This window comes from Phenylobacterium sp. (assembly GCF_036402295.1).
GTDB lineage: Bacteria > Pseudomonadota > Alphaproteobacteria > Caulobacterales > Caulobacteraceae > Phenylobacterium.
Map to the genome: position 1 here is coordinate 1 of NZ_DASWTE010000260.1, position 17526 is coordinate 17526.

General features: G+C 70.7%; 19 protein-coding genes and 1 pseudogene. 13 read left to right on the forward strand and 7 right to left on the reverse strand.

Annotated features, from left to right (window positions below; genetic code table 11):
• Positions 1-298 (forward strand): annotated as a pseudogene (locus VGD44_RS15850) (hypothetical protein); the annotation flags it as partial.
• On the opposite strand, the gene VGD44_RS15855 reads toward VGD44_RS15850, so the two are convergent.
• From VGD44_RS15855 to VGD44_RS15870, 4 genes are all read right to left on the reverse strand, one after another.
• A complete protein-coding gene (locus tag VGD44_RS15855; protein WP_331088797.1) occupies positions 295-1296 on the reverse strand; it encodes an isopenicillin N synthase family dioxygenase in 1002 nt (333 codons plus the stop codon). The pseudogene VGD44_RS15850 and the gene VGD44_RS15855 sit on opposite strands and share 4 nt — an antisense overlap.
• Positions 1293-2018: a glutathione binding-like protein gene (locus VGD44_RS15860; RefSeq protein WP_331088799.1), complete on the reverse strand. Its 726-nt coding sequence runs from the start codon at positions 2016-2018 to the stop codon at positions 1293-1295. The genes VGD44_RS15855 and VGD44_RS15860 overlap by 4 nt, the downstream gene beginning before the upstream one ends.
• 145 nt (positions 2019-2163) lie before the next feature.
• Positions 2164-4632: a TonB-dependent receptor gene (locus tag VGD44_RS15865; RefSeq protein ID WP_331088801.1), complete on the reverse strand. Its 2469-nt coding sequence runs from the start codon at positions 4630-4632 to the stop codon at positions 2164-2166.
• 227 nt (positions 4633-4859) lie between these two features.
• Complete coding sequence (locus tag VGD44_RS15870) at positions 4860-5495, reverse strand: glutathione S-transferase family protein (protein ID WP_331088803.1); 636 nt, start codon at positions 5493-5495, stop codon at positions 4860-4862.
• A gap of 220 nt (positions 5496-5715) precedes the next feature.
• On the opposite strand from VGD44_RS15870, the gene VGD44_RS15875 reads away from it, so the two are divergent.
• Entirely contained in the window at positions 5716-6366 is a 651-nt protein-coding gene (locus tag VGD44_RS15875; RefSeq protein WP_331088805.1) for a PEPxxWA-CTERM sorting domain-containing protein, read from the forward strand.
• Here the strand turns inward: VGD44_RS15875 and VGD44_RS15880 are convergent.
• Positions 6343-7866: a hypothetical protein gene (locus VGD44_RS15880; RefSeq protein ID WP_331088807.1), complete on the reverse strand. Its 1524-nt coding sequence runs from the start codon at positions 7864-7866 to the stop codon at positions 6343-6345. The two genes, VGD44_RS15875 and VGD44_RS15880, sit on opposite strands and share 24 nt — an antisense overlap.
• Before the next feature lie 124 nt (positions 7867-7990).
• Here VGD44_RS15880 and VGD44_RS15885 point away from each other — a divergent pair, with 124 nt between their 5' ends.
• The 10 genes from VGD44_RS15885 (at position 7991) to VGD44_RS15930 (ending at position 16484) form a co-directional block, all read left to right on the forward strand.
• A complete protein-coding gene (locus VGD44_RS15885) occupies positions 7991-9097 on the forward strand; it encodes a DegT/DnrJ/EryC1/StrS family aminotransferase (protein WP_331088809.1) in 1107 nt (368 codons plus the stop codon).
• Positions 9076-9735, forward strand: a complete 660-nt coding sequence (locus VGD44_RS15890) for a WbqC family protein (RefSeq protein WP_331088811.1) — start codon at positions 9076-9078, stop codon at positions 9733-9735. The genes VGD44_RS15885 and VGD44_RS15890 overlap by 22 nt, the downstream gene beginning before the upstream one ends.
• Positions 9735-10409, forward strand: coding sequence for an acetyltransferase (locus VGD44_RS15895; RefSeq protein WP_331088813.1), 675 nt, complete (start codon positions 9735-9737; stop codon positions 10407-10409). Before VGD44_RS15890 ends, VGD44_RS15895 begins: the two co-directional genes overlap by 1 nt.
• Positions 10410-10433: 24 nt before the next feature.
• Positions 10434-11759, forward strand: coding sequence for a nicotinate phosphoribosyltransferase (locus VGD44_RS15900; RefSeq protein WP_331088815.1), 1326 nt, complete (start codon positions 10434-10436; stop codon positions 11757-11759).
• A 27-nt stretch (positions 11760-11786) separates the two neighbouring features.
• The gene (gene pncA / locus VGD44_RS15905) at positions 11787-12410 is read left to right on the forward strand and encodes a bifunctional nicotinamidase/pyrazinamidase (RefSeq protein ID WP_331088817.1); all 624 of its coding nucleotides are present in this window, start codon (positions 11787-11789) and stop codon (positions 12408-12410) included.
• 151 nt (positions 12411-12561) lie between these two features.
• Positions 12562-12813, forward strand: coding sequence for a hypothetical protein (locus tag VGD44_RS15910; RefSeq protein WP_331088819.1), 252 nt, complete (start codon positions 12562-12564; stop codon positions 12811-12813).
• A gap of 13 nt (positions 12814-12826) precedes the next feature.
• A complete protein-coding gene (locus VGD44_RS15915) occupies positions 12827-13642 on the forward strand; it encodes a TIGR00730 family Rossman fold protein (RefSeq protein WP_331088821.1) in 816 nt (271 codons plus the stop codon).
• A gap of 30 nt (positions 13643-13672) precedes the next feature.
• Positions 13673-15217: a thymidine phosphorylase family protein gene (locus VGD44_RS15920; RefSeq protein WP_331088823.1), complete on the forward strand. Its 1545-nt coding sequence runs from the start codon at positions 13673-13675 to the stop codon at positions 15215-15217.
• The gene (locus VGD44_RS15925; protein WP_331088825.1) at positions 15214-16104 is read left to right on the forward strand and encodes a ribose-phosphate diphosphokinase; all 891 of its coding nucleotides are present in this window, start codon (positions 15214-15216) and stop codon (positions 16102-16104) included. Before VGD44_RS15920 ends, VGD44_RS15925 begins: the two co-directional genes overlap by 4 nt.
• Before the next feature lie 218 nt (positions 16105-16322).
• Entirely contained in the window at positions 16323-16484 is a 162-nt protein-coding gene (locus VGD44_RS15930; RefSeq protein ID WP_331088827.1) for a hypothetical protein, read from the forward strand.
• 140 nt (positions 16485-16624) lie between these two features.
• Here VGD44_RS15930 and VGD44_RS15935 read toward each other — a convergent pair whose 3' ends face one another.
• Both VGD44_RS15935 and VGD44_RS15940 read right to left on the reverse strand, forming a co-directional pair.
• Positions 16625-16801 carry a hypothetical protein gene (locus VGD44_RS15935; RefSeq protein WP_331088829.1) on the reverse strand — a complete coding sequence of 59 codons (177 nt, stop codon included), beginning with the start codon at positions 16799-16801 and terminating at the stop codon, positions 16625-16627.
• A gap of 117 nt (positions 16802-16918) precedes the next feature.
• The gene (locus tag VGD44_RS15940; RefSeq protein ID WP_331088831.1) at positions 16919-17323 is read right to left on the reverse strand and encodes a hypothetical protein; all 405 of its coding nucleotides are present in this window, start codon (positions 17321-17323) and stop codon (positions 16919-16921) included.
• 6 nt (positions 17324-17329) lie between these two features.
• Between VGD44_RS15940 and VGD44_RS15945 the strand changes: the two genes are divergently transcribed.
• On the forward strand, positions 17330-17526 hold a 197-nt coding region (locus tag VGD44_RS15945; RefSeq protein ID WP_331088833.1), incomplete at its 3' end, for a cation-transporting P-type ATPase.

Below are 17526 nucleotides of genomic sequence, written 5' to 3' on the forward strand. Positions count from 1 at the left end.
GTCCGCGCCTGTGACGGCGACCGCCGTGGCGCCGACGCCGCCAACCGCCTCCGCCGCGCCGCGCGTGGCCGCCGTCGGGCCCCGGTCGCCTGTGCGCGCCGCGACCCCGCGGCGCGTCGAGCTCCCGCCGCCCGCCACCGCCGCCGCCGCGGCCGCCGAGGAGGCGATCAGCGCGCCGGTCCTCGCCCTGCCGCCCGCCGCCGCCGCGCCCGAACCTCCGCCCGAGCCGCCGCCGACCTACACGCCGCGCGCCGCGCCGGATCCGAACGCACCGATCACCACGCGTCGGCCGTACTAGCGGAGCGCGGTGTCGACGAGCTGCGGGAACACCTTCGCCACCTTGCCCAGCAGGTAGTCGCCGTAGGTTCCCTCGAACTCGTGCACGCTGGCCCCGTCCCACCGCTGCGCGCGTTCGGCGGCGATGGTCGTGCGGTCGACCGGCAGGGGTTGCAGACGCGCCGTGAAGTCCGGGTCGAAGAACAGCGGAAATGACAGCCGGTCGTGGCCCGACCGGTTCAGCACCCGATGCGGCGTCGACTTGAACCGCCCGCCGGTCAGCCGCTCCAGCATGTCGCCGATGTTGCAGACCAGCGCACCGGGCAGAGGCGGCGCCTCGATCCACCCACCGGGCGTCTTCACCTGCAGGCCGCCATGCGCGTCCTGCGCCAGCAGGGTCAGCAGACCGTAGTCGGTGTGCTCACCCACGCCCCAGGACTGCGTCCAGTCGGTCCCGGCCGGACCGGCGGCCGGATAGTGGAAGATGCGGAAGAGGACGGTCGGCTCGGCGGTGTAGTGCCGTTCGAACCAGTCCGCGGGCAGACCTAGGCTCAGCGAGATCCCTTCCATCAGGCGGGCGGCCGCGCGGGTGGTGGCGTCCATGTAGGCCGTCACAGCGGCGCGCAGGCCGGGCTGGCCCTCCGGCCACAGGTTCGGCCCGTGCATCGGGAGAACCGCCCGCGGATGGTCGGCCGGCAGCTCGGTTCCGAGATAGAGCCCTTCCTTCAGGTCCGGCCGGCCCGACGTCAGCTCGCCGCCCACCGGGAAGTAGCCACGCCAGGCGCGCCCGCCGCGCGCCATCGCAATCGCCATCTTCTCCGCTGGCGGCCGGGCGAAGAACCGGCGGCTCTCGGCCTCCAGGTCGGCCAGGATTTCCGGCGTGACCCCGTGGCCGACGAGGTAGAAGAACCCATGCGCCTCGCAGGCCGCCCGGATGGCGTCGGCCACCCGCGCACGACCGGCGGCGTCGCCTGCGTCGAACAGGGTGGCCATGTCGATGACGGGGAGGCGCTCGCTCATGCCGGCGCCGGGCGGGCGCGCTGATTGTAGAGCAGCTTGCGGATGCGGGCCTGGTCCTCGGGCGTGAGCGTCGAAGGATCGATCGGCGGCCCGGCCGTCACGGCCAGGCCCTTCTGCACGGCCGGCCGCGCCGACAGCTCGTCGAACCATCGTTTGAAGTGCTTGAACTCGGCCAGGTCGATGCCGCGGCTCTCCCACGTCACCGTCCAGGGATAGGCCGCCATGTCGGCAATCGTGTACGTGTCGCCGGCCAGGTAGGGCCGGTCGTAGAGGCGCACGTTCATGACTCCGAACAGCCGGTGCACCTCGTCGTTGAACCGCGTCCGGGCGTAGGTCAGGTCGCCAACGCTGTCGGGCGCGCGGTTGAAGTGGCCCTGCTCGCCGAACTTCGGACCCTGGTTGGCCATCTGCCACACGACCCACTGGACGACGTCGTACTTGGCGCGCACGTCCTCCTGCGGCCAGAAGCGGCCCTCCTTCTCGGCGACGTACATCATGATGGCGCCCGACTCGAAGACGCTGACCGGCGCGCCGCCGTCCTTCGGCGCATGGTCGACCAACGCCGGCATCCGGTTGTTGGGGCTGATCGCCAGGAAGTCGTCCGAGAATTGGTCGCCGCGGCCGATGTTCACTGGGACGACCGTGTAGGGGGCGCCCAGCTCCTCGAGCAGGATCGTCACCTTCTTGCCGTTGGGCGTGGGCCAGTAGTGCACATCGTACATGCGCAGGGCTCCTTGGGCGGTGTCGGCCCGGAGCCTATGCCCCGGGGGCCCGATCTCAACCCGACAAAACCTGCACCAGCGCCAAGAAAAAGGCGGCCCGGATTGCTCCGGGCCGCCCTCGAACGCTCTTGGTACGCGAGAGCGATCAGTACTTCAGGCGCAGCGTCACGCCGTACGTCCGCGGCGCACCGAGGAACGCGTCGTAGACGCTGATGTTGTCGTTGTTCTCGTCGACCTGGAACGGGCCGTTGAAGCCCACCTGGACGTAGTCCTTGTCGAACAGGTTGTTGGACCACAGCTCGACGATCCACCTGTCGTCCTGCGAGCCGATGCCCACGCGGCCGTTCACCAGGACCATCTCGTCCTGGATCTTCACCGGGTGCAGGTCCGAGCCCGTGTTGTAGGCCGACGTGAACTTGCCCGACAGGTTGGCCTTGAACTTCAGGTTGGCGCCCAGCTCGCGCTCGTAGGTGCCGGCCAGGGAGGCCGACCACAGGGGCGCGAACGACAGTCGCGCGCCGGGCAGGCGGCGCAGGCTGGAGAACCGACCGGGGTTCAGGAGGTCCGCCGAGGTGAACGGCTGGATCTCGGTCTCGGCGTAGGTCACGCCGCCCTGCAGGGTCAGGCCGTCGATCGGCGGCAGGTAGATGAAGTCCAGGTCCACGCCCTTCGAGCGCACCTCGGGCAGGGTCTCCACCACGAAGGCGGTGCCGATGAAGGTGTTGAGCTGGAAGTCGGTGAACTCCTGGTAGAAGGCCGCCACGTTGAGCAGCAGGGTCCGATTGAACCAGCTGGTCTTGGCGCCCAGCTCGTAGCTGTCCACGAACTCGCCGCGGAACGCGGTGTCGCGGTCGGCGGTGAAGTTCGGGCCGGTCGGGGTCACCACCGTCATGGCTTCGCGGTCGAGGTTGAAGCCGCCCGCCTTGTAGCCGCGCGAGTAGGACGCATAGGTCATCACGTCCGGGTTCCAGCGGTAGGCCAGCTTGGCGGTGCCGGAGAACTCGTCCTCGTTGCGCTTCTGGACGAAGGCGCCCAGCTCGTCGAAGTCGTTGTTCTGGCCGCTCAGGCAAAGGCCGCCGGCGATGGCGTTGGCCGTCGCGGTCCCCAGCAGGCCCACCAAGCTGCCATAAGCCGCTTCCGCCTGGTCGCAGGTCGTGCCGGTGGTGGAGTAGCGGGTCGCGAGCTGCTTCTCGTCACGCGTCCAGCGCAGGCCCACGGTCAGCTCGAGCTGGTCGGTGATCTGGAAGCTGTTGTTCGTGAAGAGCGCGAAGGTCTCGCCTTCCTGCTTGTAGCGGTCGTCCGAGCCGTTCCCGGGCTGCAGCACCGTGCCTTGCGTCAGGCCGATGAGCGCCGGGACCCCGCCCAGCACGCGGCCGGCGAAGTAGGTGTAGTAGTCGCTGCCGAACTTCAGCACCGAGCGGCTGGTCAGGTCCTCGTTGGCGTAGAAGCCGCCGACGAGCCAGTTGAGCCTGCCGTCCAGCGCCTCGCCGGCCAGCCGCAGCTCCTGGCTGAACTGCTGGAATTCGACGAACTGGCTGCCGTCGTTCGGACGGTAGGCGATGTCGGCGGCGGTGAAGTCCGAGTCCTGGCCGGTCTCGGTACGCCAGTCGCGGACCGCGGTGATCGAGGTCAGCTTGAGCCCGTCGCCGAGGTTCCAGTTGGCCTCGACCGACACGCCCTTGTCCTCGACGTCCTGGTCGGTCGGGCGGTTGGCGTAGCCCAGCCGGTCGAACGGGGTCGAGGTGGTGTCCAGCGAGCCCGATCGGACCCCGTTGATGATGTTGGCGCGGCTGTTGGCGGCCTGGCCGACGGCCAGCTGGACGCCCACGCAGCAGCTCTCGTTGCGCTTGGTGTAGTCGGCGATGACGCGGAACGTCAGGTCCTCGGTGGCGTCGAACTCCACCTGGCCGCGGACGGTGTAGAAGTCCTGGTTGTTGTCGCGCGTCTCGGTGCGCGGGCCGGCGCCGGTGACAATGCGCTGGTAGCCGTCGCGCTCACGCGTCCCGGCGAACAGGCGCGCCCGGACCGTGTCCGACAGCGGGCCGCTGACCGAGCCCGTCAGGCCCCACTGATCGTAGTTGCCGTAGGTGGCTTCGGCTTCCGCCTGGAAGTCGTTGGTCGGACCGGCGGTGATCACGTTGATGACGCCGGCCGAGGTGTTCTTGCCGAACAGGGTGCCCTGCGGGCCCTTCAGCACTTCGATACGGGAAACCTGTCCCAGGTCGCCGAACGACACGCCATTGCGCGGGCGGTAGACGCCGTCGATCACGACGCCGACGGAGGACTCCAGGCCCGGGTTGTCGCCGACGGTGCCGACGCCGCGGACGCGGGCGGTGACGACGCTTTCGTTCGAGGTCGAGGTGACGGTGAGGCCCGGCGTCAGCACGGTCAGCTCACGGATGTCCTTCACCCCGGCGTCCTGCAGCAGCTTGCCGCTTACGGTCGTCACCACGATCGGGACGTCCTGCAGGCTCTGTTCGCGCTTCTGGGCGGTGACCACGATCTCTTCGATCTCGCGGCTCTCGGACGCTTCCTGGGCGTTGACGGCGGACGTGAAGGCGCCCGCCAGCACGACGGCGAGCGCCGACGTGCGGAACAGCATTCCACTTTTCATTCGGTTCGTTCTCCCCGGTGCGGCCCTGCTCGTAGGGGAGGAGGCAGGCGCCTGCCCGGAGACGCGCGCGTAGGGCACGCAATCCCTTACGCGCAAAGGGATTGCGGCGTTCGGCGAGCGTTCGGATCAGAGCTGTGGCGTTCGGGTCACGAAAGCGTCGCAGAGCCGTCGATTTTGATACGCCCGGCGATAGCGAGGCTCGCCGAACAAGAGTTTTGACGGCGCCGTCAGTCCTTGGGCGGCGTCACGTGGAACGGCTGCACGACGGCCCGGAACTCGGGCAGCGCCTCGCAGGCGACGGCGTGGGCGGCCAGCGCCGGCCAGCCGCCGGGCGCATAGACCTCAGGCAGGGCCTCGCCCACGAAGCGCAGCACACAGCCCACGGCGATGTCGGCGTGGCCGATGCGGTCGCCGAACCACCAGGGGCCGCTGCTGGCCTTGCGGTCGGCCTCCAATGCGTCGAGCACGCCCGCGATCTGGGTGCGGCAGCGCTCGACCCAGACCGGCGTGCCCCGCTGGTGGATGACACGCTCGTAGACCAGGCTCACGGCCTTGTCGGCGAGGCCGGTAGCGAGCGCCGTGACCTTCAGCGCGTGCCGCCGCTCAGGCCCGGATCGGGCGATCAGAGCGCGTTTCGGACCGACCAGGTCGTCCAGCCAGTCGAGGATCGCGCCGCTCTCCAGCAGCGCCTCGCCGTCGTCGGCGATAAAGGTCGGCACGCGGCGCAGGGGATTGAGCGCGGCGATCTTCTCCGCGTCGCCGAACACCGACCAGGGCCGGTGCTCGTAGTCGAAGCCGTAGAGCCGCAGCGCCACGGCCACCCGCCGCACGAACGGGCTGTCGTATTGTCCGATCAGGATCATTGGGCTCCCCGGCTCCGGCCTTCAGGTCCGCATATGGGGGCCTGGGGTTCGCCTGGGAAAGGGCGGAGCGGTCCTCGAACCCAAGCGATTTTACCCTGTGAGGGGAATCGGTTTTCGGGCGAGCGGCGCGTCAGGTATCAAATCTTAATTTTCCTAAATGCTCGGGGGGCGCGCGGTGTCCAGGTCTGTCAACGCTGCCGGCCTCCTCGCAGGTCTGGCAATGAGCATCGCGGCGGCCACGCCGGCGGCAGCCGCCACCCTGGTGATCGACTCCATCGAATTCGTCGACACGAGCCCCCTGAGGTACGGCACGGCGACGCCGGTCGCGGGCGGCGCCGAGCTGACCTTCATCCTGAGCCCGTTCGTGATCACGAGCCCGGCCCTGGACGACCCCATGCTGGCGTTCTGCCTCGACTTCGACCTCGACCTGCCGATCGGCGACGTAAGCCTTGCCTACGAGGACTTCGTTTTCGAGCTGGGGACGCCGGCCGACGTCGAGCGGATCGGCCAGCTGGTCAACTACGGGACGTCGATCTTCTCCCAGGGCGGGCTCAGCGAGCCGGCCATCTACGAGCTCTCGGTGATCCAGGCCGCGATCTGGACAATCACCGACCCCGAGTACGCCTTCTCGTTCGCCGCGGCTTATCACCCGAACGAACCGGCCCTGGTCGCCGAGCTGAACGCCCGGATCGAGGCCTACGCCGCCGGCGGCAAGCCGGGCTACACGTCCGACATGCGCACGATCGCCAACGCCGAGTATCAGCCCCTCGCCATGGGCGTGCCGGAACCCGCCACGTGGGCGCTGATGATCGGCGGCTTTGCCGGCGTCGGCGCCGCGCTTCGCCGCTCACGGTTCCTGCCGGTGGGGTGAGCCGCACCAGCGCCGCCACATCTCGCGGTAGGCGTCCTCGAGCCGCCGGGTCTGGCCGGCCACGTCGTAGAGGGCGCTCGCGCGCATGCGGGGCCGCAGGTCGCGCCGGAGGCCGGCCAGCCCCGCCGGGTCGCCGGCGAGCGCGGCTGCGGCGGCGACATAGGCGGCGGGGTCCGCTGCGACAAGCTCGGGCAGGCCCATCTCCTGCAGCATGGCGCCGCTGAAGCGTTCGTAGAGCGCCACGCCTTCCAGCGTGACCAGCGGGACGCCCATCCACAGCGTGTACCGGGTCGTCGAGCCGCCCGTGTAGGGGAAGGTGTCGAGGGCGATGTCGATGCGGGAGAAGCTCTCGAGGAACCCCCTGATCCCGGACGCGCCCTCGAACACGAGCCGTTCCGGCGCGATCCCGTGGCCAGCGAACTGCTCGGAGAGGTGCTCCCGCAGTCGGGCGTCGTGCAGCCCGCGGGCCTTCATCAGGAAGCGGCTGGTGGGAACCGCGCGCAGGACCTCGGCCCAGACGGCCAGGACCACGTCGTCCACCTTGTCCAGCCCGTTGACGCTGCCGAACGTCACATGGCCGTTGGCGACGCTGGGCGGGGGCGCCGGCGCGGGCTCGTCGGGGGGCGCGAACGCGACCGACGCGCCCGGCACGATGAACGGCGTCTCCACCAGCAGGGACGCCGTTCCGGGGCCTACCTGGCGCGCATCGCAGATCCGGTAGTCGATGGCGCGGAGCCCCGTGGTGCCCGGGTAGCCCAGCCAGGAAACCTGCACGGGCGCCGGCTTGCGCGCGAACGTCGGGAGGCGGTTGCCGGTCGTGTGGCCCGCAAGGTCCACCAGCACGTCGATCCCGTCGGCCCGCACCCGCTCGGCGAACGCGGCGTCGTCCAGGCCGTTCACTTCGACCCAGTGATCGACGCAGGGACGGGGAAGGGCCCGTTGCTCCGTGGCCCCGGCGTTGTCGTAGAGGAATACCTCGAAACGGCCGCGGTCGTGCGCGCGGAGCAGGGGCTCCAGCATCAGCGCCAGGATGTGCTGCCCGACATCGGCGGAGACGTAGCCGAGCCTGAGCCGCCGCTCGGGGTCCGGCGCGTTGTCGTTGGGTCCTGTCGCCGGGAGCCGGGCGGCAAGGCTCTCGCCGTAGCGGACGTGCTCGGCGAACACCGCCTCGCGGGAGAGGTGGCTCGAATGGACCAGGGTGAAGAGGTAGCTGCTGAAGAGGTCGGGCGCGTCCCCGTTGCGCGCCACGAGATCGCGCAGGTGGGCGACCGCGGCCTCGCGCCGGCCTGTGAAAGTCAGGATAGTTGCGAGGTTGAGGTGCGCCGAGCGGATCGCCGGATTGAGCCGCAGCGCCTCGCGGTAGGCCGCCTCGGCGTCGAGGAAATGGCTGCGCAGGAATTCCACCGCCCCGAGGTCGCGGTGCGCCAGCGCGCTTTGCGGATCCAGCACGGTCGCCCGGAGGAAGTGCCCGGCGGCCCCGTCCAGGTCGCCGCGCTCCACGGACGCCTTTCCCGCAGCACAGGCGTCGGTCGCCGTTTCGGCCGGAAGCGATGTCATGCGAAGGCGAAGCAGCCCATGCGCGCAAGCTATCAATCAGCGGCGCTTTAGGGTCTGCTTTCTCGCGATGGAACCTGGGATTCGACTCTACATTCCCGACCTGCCCGACGCCGATGAGCTCGTGCCGTTCTGGCGCCGGATCGACGCCGCCCGCTGGTACACGAACTTCGGCCCGCTCGAGCAGGCGTTCGCCATGGCCGCCGCCACGCTGCTGGACGCCGAGCGGCCGCCTGGCGTAGCGACGGCCAGCTCCGGGACGGCAGCCCTGGCGCTCGCCCTTCAGGCCCTCGAACTGCCGGCGGGCTCACGCGTGCTGGCGCCCGCCCTGACGTTCCCGGCCACCGCGGCGGCGATCCTGGCGGCCGGGCTCGAACCGCTCCTCGCCGATGTCGATCCCAACACCTGGACCCTCACCCCCGACATCGCCCGGCGCTGGACCGCGAGCGTGTCGGCCGTCGTTCCGGTCGCGACCTTCGGCGTCGCGCTTCCGGCGACGGCTTGGGACAGCTTCGCCGAGGAGACCGGCCTGCCCGTCGTGCTGGATGCGGCCGGCGCCCTGGGCCGTCAGAAGGCGCCCCGCCGCTGCGTGGCCGTCTTCAGCCTGCATGCGACCAAGACCCTGGGCGTCGGCGAGGGCGGATTGGTCGCCGCCCACCACGCCGACCTCGTGGCGCGGGTGCGGCAGCTGAGCAATTTCGGCTTCGAGGACGGGGTGGCCGCCGTGGCCGCCGGCAACGGCAAGCTCAGCGAGTGGCATGCGGCGGTCGGGCTGGCGCAGATCCCGCGGGCCGAGACGCTCTGGGGCGCGAAGGACCGGCTTTGCGGCGCGTATCGCCGCGCGCTGCCCGGCGTTCCGATGCAGGCGGAGACGCCGGGCAACCTGGTCGTCCGCCTCCCGATCAGCGCGGAACGGGTGGCCCGCCAGCTCGCCGCCGAGGGCATCGAGACGCGCCGCTGGTACCAGCCGGACCTGACGCGGCACCCCGCCTACGAACAGCTCCCGCGAGCGGGCGAGCTGTCGGCGACGGCGTCGCTGCACGACCACCTGCTCGGCCTCCCCTTCCACAGCCGCCTGACGGACGACGAGGTGAGCACCGTGGCGCGCGCGTTGATCGCCGCGGTGGCGCGCCCCGCGAGTGAGGAGGACCGGAGGTGGGCGTCCGTATCTCCGTGATGCAGCCCTACTTCGCGCCCTACGCCGGCTACTTCCGTCTGATGTGCGACGTCGACGCCTTCGTCGTCCTCGACCAGGTCCAGTTTCCCCGCGGCGGCTGGGTCCATCGCAACCGGCTGCGGCGCCTCGACGGAACCCTGGCCTGGCTCACCCTGCCGCTGTCCCGCGCGCCCCTGGACACCGCCATTTGCGACCTGTCCTACGCGCCCGGCGTCGACGCCTGGGCCGCGAACGCCTCGCGCAGGTTCGCGGCGCTGCACGAGCCGGCGCCCCAGGTCCGTGATTGCCTGCCGCTGGTCGACGCCGTCGAGACCCCCTGCGAGACCCTGTTACGGCTTCTCGCCCGGTTCGCCGGGACGCTCGGGATCGCGCCGCGCGTGGTGCGCCAGTCGCAGCTCCCGCTGCCGCCCGGTCTGAAGGGGGCGGAACGGATCTATGAGATCTGCCGGCAGCTCGGCGCCGATCGCTATGTGAACAGCCCGGGCGGCCGGGAGCTCTACGACCAAGACGCGTTCCGCCGGCGCGGTGTGGCGCTCGAGTTCCTGCCGGACTACCGAGGCCCGATGGACAGCATCCTGCAGCGCCTGCACGAGGCGCCCGCGCACGACATCGCCGACGAAATCCGAGCCAACCTCTAATGCCTGACACAGCCAAGCCCGTGGTCATCTTCGGCCAGACCGACTTCGCCAGCCTCGCCTGGCACGTCCTGACGCACGACACGCCGCTCACTGTGGCCGCTTTCACGGTGGACGGCGCCTACCTGGGCGCCGATCGATTCTGCGGGCTGCCGGTCACAGCCTTCGAGACGCTGCAGGACCGGTTCCCGCCGGAGGATTTCCAGATGCTCGTCCCGCTGGGCGGGCGGGGCGCGAACGGGTTCCGGCGCGACCGCTACCTCCAGGCCAAGGCCAAGGGGTACGAGTTTGCGACCTATGTCTCGTCCCAGGCGCTGGTCGCACCCGGCGTGCCGATCGGCGAGAACTGCATGATCTTCGAAGGCGCCGCCGTCCAGGCGATGGCCTCCGTCGGCGACAACTGCATCGTGCGCACTCTGGCCAACGTCTCGCACCACGTGAGCCTGGGCGACCACGGCTTCGTCGCGGCCAGCGCCGTGATCGGCGGCGGCGCCAGGATCGGCGAGCGCTGCTTCCTCGGGCTGGGCGCCGTGGTCCGCGACGGCGTGACCGTGGCCGAACGTTGCCTCGTCGGCGCCGGCGCGGTCGTCACCCGCGACACCGAACCCAACGGCGTCTACACCGGCGTGCCCGCGAAACGCGGACCGCGCCCGGCCGACGAACTCGACAACGTCTGACGGCCCGGGACGAGGGGAGCCGACATGGATTTCGCCAAGCGGGCCTACGACCACAGCTTCCGGCTCGATCCGATCGTCCGCTCGCTGCTCGACACGGACTTCTACAAGCTGCTGATGGGGCAGTTCATCTTCGAGAACTATCCGAAGACGCAAGTCACCTTCGGCCTGATCAACCGCACCCGAACGGTGCGGCTCGCGGAGATCATCCCCGAGGCCGAGCTGCGCGCGCAGCTCGACCACGTGCGCACCCTGCGCTTCCGGCCGAACGAGCTGATCTGGATCGCCGGCGCCACGTTCTACGGGCAGGAGCGGATGTTCCGCCCGGCCTTCATCGAGTTCCTGCGGACGCTCAGCATGCCGGACTACGCGCTGCGGATCGAGGATGGCCAGTACGTGCTGACCTTCTCCGGCAGCTGGGCCGAGGTCACCTGGTGGGAGATCTACGCCCTGGCCATCGTCAGCGAGTTGAAGTCCCGGGCCGGGCACCGGCGGCGCAGCGAGCTGGAGCTCGATTTCCTCTACGCCTGGGCCAAGTCGAAGCTGCTCGCCAAGCTGCAGCCGCTCAAGGCGCTCGAGAGCCTGGCGCTCTCGGACTTCGGCACCCGGCGGCGGCATTCGTTCCTGTGGCAGGAATGGACGGTGCGCGCGATGGCCGACGTCCTGGGCCCGCGGTTCGTGGGCACGAGCAACGCCTTCCTGGCCTTCAAGCACGGCCTCGACGCCAAGGGGACGAACGCACACGAGCTGCCGATGGTGCTGGCCGCGCTCGCCCGCGACGACACCGAGCTCAGGGCCAGCCAGTACGAGCTGCTGCGCCGATGGCAGGAGGCCTATTCGAGCAACCTGCTGGTCGCCCTGCCGGACACCTTCGGCACGACCCAGTTCCTGAGGGACGCGCCCGACTGGCTGGCGGCGGACTGGCGGGGCTATCGGCCCGACTCTAAGCCGCCGTTCGAGGCAGGGGAGGAGATCATCGACTGGCTCCTCCGGGAGGGCGTCGATCCGACCAGCCGGTTCCTCTTGTTCTCGGACGGCCTGGACGTCGCCGTTCCCGGACACACGCCGCACGGCGAGGATATCACCTCCATCCACCGGCGTTTCGCCGGCCGGGTCGGGCTGGCCTATGGCTGGGGCACCAACGCGACCAACGACTTCCGCGGCTGCGATCCGCTCGGCGAGACGCTGTTCGACCCCCTGTCGCTGGTATGTAAGGTGGTGGCGGCGGACGGCCGGCCGGCGGTGAAGCTGTCGGACAACTTCAACAAGGCGACGGGCCCGGCCGGCGAGATCGAGCGCTATCGTCGAGTCTTCGGCCTGGAAGGTGTCGGCGGCGCGCCCGTAGAGGTCTAGACGCAGGCCCAGGAGATGGATCGCAGTATGATCGACCTCGACAATCCCGCGGACACCGACGTCCTGGTGGTCATCGATCCCCAGGTCGACTTCTGCCCGGGCGGCGCCCTGGCCGTGCCAGAGGGCGACCAGCCGATGGATCGGATCAACGCCCTGGCCGAGCGCTTCGCCCACGTGGTCCTGACCCAGGACTGGCACCCGCGCGGCCACATCTCGTTCGCCTCGACTCATGGCGCGGCGCCGTTCTCACAGACCGTGCTGCCCTATGGCGACCAAGTGCTCTGGCCCGATCACTGCGTGCAGGGCGAGCCGGGCGCGGAGTTCCACCACGCGATCCGCCGTGGCGCGCTGGTGCGGGCGGAGGTGGTGCTGCGGAAGGGCTACCACCAGGCGGTGGATTCCTACTCGGCCTTCTTCGAGAACGACCGCACCACGCACACGGGCCTCGCGGGATACCTGCGCGAGCGCGGCCTGAAGCGCTGCGTCTTCGTGGGCCTCGCGCTCGACTACTGCGTCCGCTACTCGGCCGAGGACGCCTTGGCCGAGGGCTTCGAGGCGGTCCTCATCGCCGACGCCACCCGCGCCATCGATCCGGCGGGCGGAGCCGCGGCCGTCCAGGCCCTGGCGGCAAAGGGCGCGCTGATCGTCTGATCAACGGACATTGCGGATCGCGAAGCGCTCGACAGCCCGGTGGAACATTGGGCGACTTGGCTACCGGCTCCGTAGCGGTACCTAGGGAGCGCTCCCGAATGGTGGCCGGGCTCCCGCTCCGCGAACCTGGGCTCAGCCAAGGGAGAGCCCCATGCCAAGTCTCGCAACGAGCCATTCGCCCGCCAATCTGGCGATCGTCGCCAGGACCACACTCGGCGTGGACAAGCCCTGCTACCTTCAGTGGCTGACGATCGGCAGCCCCAACTGGGTCCCTGATCCGGCGTCGGCGACGACGTTCCCCTCCATGCGCGAGGCCACTCGCGCGGCCACGCGACTGCCGTCGAGCCTGCGCGCCTTCGGTCTCCCACTTGAGCCTGAGCTCGCGGTCGCCAGCGCGCATTGACCGGGAGGCGGACATGGACGGCGGGGCCACCCCGAAAGTGCTTCGCAGCAACGCGGCGCAACTGGCGTCGCCTACCTATCGCCTGGCCGCCCTCGATCAGGACTTCCTGCTCGGAGGACCCATGCGCGGCGTTCGCTTCCTGCTCGAGTTCGAGAAGGTCGACGCCGGGCTCCGCGCGTTCGGGGTCTCCTCCACCATCGTGGTGTTCGGCGGCGCCCGCATCCGCGAGGACGGGCCGGACTCGCAGCCCCGCTGGTATGCGGCGGCCCGGGAATTCGGCGCGCTCGCCTCGCGTCGCGGGGGCGCTATCCGGTCGAGCGGCAGCAAGCGGCACAACGTCATCGCCACCGGCGGCGGTCCCGGGATCATGGAGGCCGCGAACCGAGGCGCTGACGATGCGGGGGCCGTCTCGATCGGCCTGACGATCAGCCTCCCACGGGAGCAGGCGCCGAACGCGTACTCGACGCCCGAGCTGACCTTCCGGCTTCACTACTTCGCGATGCGGAAGATGCACCTGGCCATGCGGGCCAATGCGTTGGTGGTCTTCCCCGGCGGTTTCGGCACGCTGGACGAGCTCTTCGAGCTCCTGACGCTCAGGCAGACGGGCAAGGCGCCGCCGATCCCGATCGTGCTGTTCGACGCGGACTACTGGCGCTCCATCGTGGACTTCGAACGGCTCGCCGACCTCGGGATGGTCTCACCGGATGACATGGCGCTCTTCGCGTTCGCGGACACGCCGGAGGAGATTTGGGCGCGCCTGCTGGACGGTGGCCTCCAGCCCGGCGACGAGCCGTCGTGGGAAGCCGCCCGCGACATCCACGAGGAATAGGACGGTCATCTGCGGCCGACGAGCAAGCCCATGTCTCCTGACCGCGCTGCCGCCTCACCGCCATCCGCCCTGGCTGCGGCGGCGGCCACGCTTGCCGCAAAGCCGCTGTGCTTGAACACGTTCCGCGAGAACGTCGTCCTGCTGGCGCGCAACAATCCGTTGGTCCGTCCCGAGCGCTTGGCCGGCCTACGCAAGGTCGAGGTGGTGGCGGGTGGCGTGCGCCTGCTGGCCTCGCCGATGATCTGCGACGACGCTTCGCTGGTCGACGCCCACGAAATCGGCCTCCCTCAGCCCGCGTTCCGCCGCCTGGGCGTGCAGGCTGGAGACCCCGTGCATATCGCCCCCGCACGGCCGGCGCGCACGCTGGACGCTGTGAGGGCGAAGATCGCGGGCGAGATCCTGTCCGGCGACGACTACGCCGCGATCGCCCGCGACCTGGCGGGCCACCTCTGGTCGGACATGGAGGTGGCGGCGTTCCTGGTGGCCTGCGCCGCCTTCATGACGCCGGAGGAAGCCCTCGCCCTCACGCGCGGCATGATCGCAGCCGGCGCCACGCTCGACTGGAAGCGGCCGATGGTCGTGGACAAGCACTGCATCGGCGGCGTTCCGGGCAACCGCACGTCCCTGATCGTCACGCCGATCGTGGCGGCCCATGGGCTGGTCATGCCCAAGACCTCGTCGCGGGCCATCACCTCGCCGGCCGGGACCGCCGATACCATGGAGGTCTTCGCGCGGGTCGACCTGGACGAGGCTGAGATGCGGGGCGTGGTCGAACGGTGCGGAGCCTGCATCGCCTGGGGCGGGCGCGTGAACCTCTCGCCGGCCGACGACGTCCTGATTTCCGTGGAGCGGCCGCTTTCCATCGACACCCCCGAGCAGATGGTGGCTTCGATCCTGTCCAAGAAGGCCGCCGCCGGCTCCACCCACCTGATCCTCGACATCCCGGTGGGCCCGACGGCGAAGGTTCGCGACCGCCGCGCGGCCCTCAGGCTGAAGAAGCTATTCGAGTTCGTCGCAGGCGGGATCGGGCTCAGCGTGGAGGTGGTGCTCACCGAGGCGCTGGAGCCGATCGGGCGCGGCGTCGGCCCCGTCCTGGAGGCCCACGATGTCTCGGCGGTGCTGGAGAACCGCGCCGACGCGCCGGCGGACTTGCGGGAGAAGGCGATCCGCCTGGCGGGCCGGGTGCTGGAGTTCGATCCGGCGCTTCATGGCGGCGCCGGTGAGCGGCGGGCGCGCGACCTGCTGGAGAGCGGCGCGGCCCATGCCAAGATGATGCAGATCTGCGAAGCCCAGGGTCCGCCGCCGACCACTGCGGGCTGCGGGTCCCTGGTCCACGAGGTCTGCGCCGGCGCGGGCGGTCACGTCGCGTCGATCGATTGTCTGCGCATCGCCTCGGTCGCACGGCTGGCCGGTGCGCCGACCGATCCGGGGGCCGGGCTGGAGCTGTTGCGCAAGACGGGGGAGGCCGTGCGCGCCGGCGAGCCGCTCTACAGGATCTACGCCTCCGAGCCGGCGGACTTCGGCTTCGCGGTCGAGGCGGCCGCGGAGGACAACGGCGTGCAGGTTTCGTCGTGACGGCCGTCCTGCACGCCTTCGCGGACGAGGCCGAGCCGGCTGGCCGGCTGGCGGCGGCGCTGGGAGTCGAGGTCGGCCAGGTGGCCCTGCACGGGTTTCCCGATGGGGAGACCCTGCCCACCGTGCCCACCGTCGCCCCGACGGTGCTGGTCTACCGCTCCCTCGATCGCCCCAACCCCAAGGTCATGCCGCTGCTCCTCGCCTGCGACGCCTGGCGCCGCGCCGGGGCGCGCCGGCTGGTCCTCGTCGCGCCTTACCTCAGCTATCTGCGCCAGGACGCTGTCTTCGCACCCGGCCAGTCCCTGAGCCGGGATGTCCTGGGCGGCCTTCTCGGGCCGCGGTTTGACCGCCTCGTCACCGTGGATCCGCATCTGCACCGGACCGTGGACCTCTCCGCGAGTTGGAACACCCCAGTGACCGTGCTCTCGGCCGCACCGGTCCTCGCCGCGGCCCTGCCGGACCTGGCGGCGCCCCTGGTGGTCGGTCCCGACGAGGAGGCCGGCGCCTGGGCTTCGGCCCTCGCGGATGCGCTGGGCGCGCCGCACGTCACGTTCCACAAGGAGCGCCGCGGGGACCGGGACGTGCGGCTGACCTTGCCCGACGACCTGGCGATCCACGGCCGGTCGGTCGTGCTCGTGGACGATGTCTGCTCGACGGGCGTGGCCCTCGAACGCGCCACGCAGCGGCTGCGCGAGGCCGGGGCGGCGTCGGTGGACGTCGCCGTGACCCATGCCCTGTTCGACGACGAGGCTCTGGCCCGATTGAAGCAGGCCGGCGCGCGGCGGATCGTGTCGAGCGACTCCTGCCGGCATCCGACCAATGCAGCGCCGCTTGCCGGCCTCTTGGCCGCGGCGCTGCGGCGGGAGTTCGGCCCGGACGGATCATGACCGGTGTGGCGGGTGCGCGCGATCGGGTGGGTTGACGCGCATCAAGGCGGCGGGTGCGGTTCGGGCCGAACCTGCGCTCCGACAGACCCGCGGCAGCGGGCGTCGCGACGCAAGGAGGAACCTGCGTGGCCGTTCGAGATCCTCTGCTGGCGCCTCGCTCCCCCGGTCTCGCCCAGACCTGCGCCGGCCTCGTGCTCCTCGTGGCAGGGTTTGGCGGGATGGCCGCGCTGATCATGATCATCTACGGCGACTCGACCGCGCAACAGGCCTGGGCGCAGCGCCTGGGGCTCAGCCTCAGCCTCCTTCTCTCGGCGGCAGCCCAGACGATGGTCCTGCTCGGTGGCTGGCTGCTGTGGCGATCCCGTCGCAGAGTGCGCTGAGGTTCCGGCTGGGCGGCGCGGCCACCCCTGCCCGAACCTGATCTCGCCGGCGCGAGCTTGGGCGCGGGCAGGGATGGTCGCGAGGTCGTGCGCGGCTGGCCAGCCGACGCCTTGCGCCAGATCGCCGATCCGTCCCGTCGTCAGGAGCTGGCTTCGCGCCCCGTTGGCGCGGCCGCGACCTCCTCGTCCAGGTCTTTCTCGAGCTCCGCGAGTTCCGCCGCCAGCAGGGTCTCGATCGTCTTGCGCTTCTCAGACGACAGCTGAGTGTCCAGCAGCGCGCGGAACCGGCGGATGTTCTCGGACGCGACATAGCTCATCGCGGCCTCCCCTCGTCCTGACGGGGGGATTTTACACCCGCCGCGGCGCGGCGGCATTACACATCTGCGGATCCGGAGGGCTCCGGGATGCCCCAGCGCCGCGGGGCACGATCCGCGTCATGCGTCATTCAGCAGGGGGGCCGTCACGCCGGCCGCCTTGAGCCGGCTCGCCGCCGCCAGGCTGCAGAGGTCGCAGCTCTCCGCGAACAGTCGCGTCTGCGCGTCCAGCACCGCGGCCGGTCCCGCCGCGCGGCTGAGGGCTGCGAGATAGTCGCCCCACGCGCTGCACGCCGCGAACCACAGGTCCAGGCCTTCGCCGGCCGCGCCGAAGGCGTCCCAGGCGTGCAAGGCCGCCGCGGCGGCAGGGGTGGGCTCTTGAAGGGCGGTCGCGGTCGGCGCGGGCATGGCGGTCTCCTCGTCGCCCGCCACGATGCGCCGGGCCCCGCGGGCGGCCTTGATGCCGATCAAACCGCCGAGCAGGGTGATCGGGATCAAGGCGGCGCCCGCGGCGGCATGGACCATGGTGCGATGTCCGCAGACTCCACAGCCCCGCTCGGGGGATCGGCCGCCCGTAGCCTGCAGGGCCTGTCCGAGGCCGAGGCGGCGCGCCGCCTCGCGCAAGACGGGCCCAACCGGCTGAGCGCGCCGCGCCGGCGGCGGCTGCCGCAGATCGTCCGCGACGTGCTGCGCGAGCCGATGTTCCTGCTGCTGCTGGCCGCCGTGGG

What these genes read in the sequence shown, in the direction of transcription:
- VGD44_RS15855 (WP_331088797.1), bottom strand. Translation starts at nt 1,296, where the DNA reads ATGAGCGAGCGCCTCCCCGTCATCGACATGGCCACCCTGTTCGACGCA.
- VGD44_RS15860 (WP_331088799.1), bottom strand. Translation starts at nt 2,018, where the DNA reads ATGTACGATGTGCACTACTGGCCCACGCCCAACGGCAAGAAGGTGACG.
- VGD44_RS15865 (WP_331088801.1), bottom strand. Translation starts at nt 4,632, where the DNA reads ATGAAAAGTGGAATGCTGTTCCGCACGTCGGCGCTCGCCGTCGTGCTG.
- VGD44_RS15870 (WP_331088803.1), bottom strand. Translation starts at nt 5,495, where the DNA reads ATGATCCTGATCGGACAATACGACAGCCCGTTCGTGCGGCGGGTGGCC.
- VGD44_RS15875 (WP_331088805.1), top strand. Translation starts at nt 5,716, where the DNA reads ATGAGCATCGCGGCGGCCACGCCGGCGGCAGCCGCCACCCTGGTGATC.
- VGD44_RS15885 (WP_331088809.1), top strand. Translation starts at nt 7,991, where the DNA reads ATGGAACCTGGGATTCGACTCTACATTCCCGACCTGCCCGACGCCGAT.
- VGD44_RS15895 (WP_331088813.1), top strand. Translation starts at nt 9,735, where the DNA reads ATGCCTGACACAGCCAAGCCCGTGGTCATCTTCGGCCAGACCGACTTC.
- VGD44_RS15900 (WP_331088815.1), top strand. Translation starts at nt 10,434, where the DNA reads ATGGATTTCGCCAAGCGGGCCTACGACCACAGCTTCCGGCTCGATCCG.
- pncA (WP_331088817.1), top strand. Translation starts at nt 11,787, where the DNA reads ATGATCGACCTCGACAATCCCGCGGACACCGACGTCCTGGTGGTCATC.
- VGD44_RS15910 (WP_331088819.1), top strand. Translation starts at nt 12,562, where the DNA reads ATGCCAAGTCTCGCAACGAGCCATTCGCCCGCCAATCTGGCGATCGTC.
- VGD44_RS15915 (WP_331088821.1), top strand. Translation starts at nt 12,827, where the DNA reads ATGGACGGCGGGGCCACCCCGAAAGTGCTTCGCAGCAACGCGGCGCAA.
- VGD44_RS15920 (WP_331088823.1), top strand. Translation starts at nt 13,673, where the DNA reads ATGTCTCCTGACCGCGCTGCCGCCTCACCGCCATCCGCCCTGGCTGCG.
- VGD44_RS15930 (WP_331088827.1), top strand. Translation starts at nt 16,323, where the DNA reads ATGGCCGCGCTGATCATGATCATCTACGGCGACTCGACCGCGCAACAG.
- VGD44_RS15935 (WP_331088829.1), bottom strand. Translation starts at nt 16,801, where the DNA reads ATGAGCTATGTCGCGTCCGAGAACATCCGCCGGTTCCGCGCGCTGCTG.
- VGD44_RS15940 (WP_331088831.1), bottom strand. Translation starts at nt 17,323, where the DNA reads ATGGTCCATGCCGCCGCGGGCGCCGCCTTGATCCCGATCACCCTGCTC.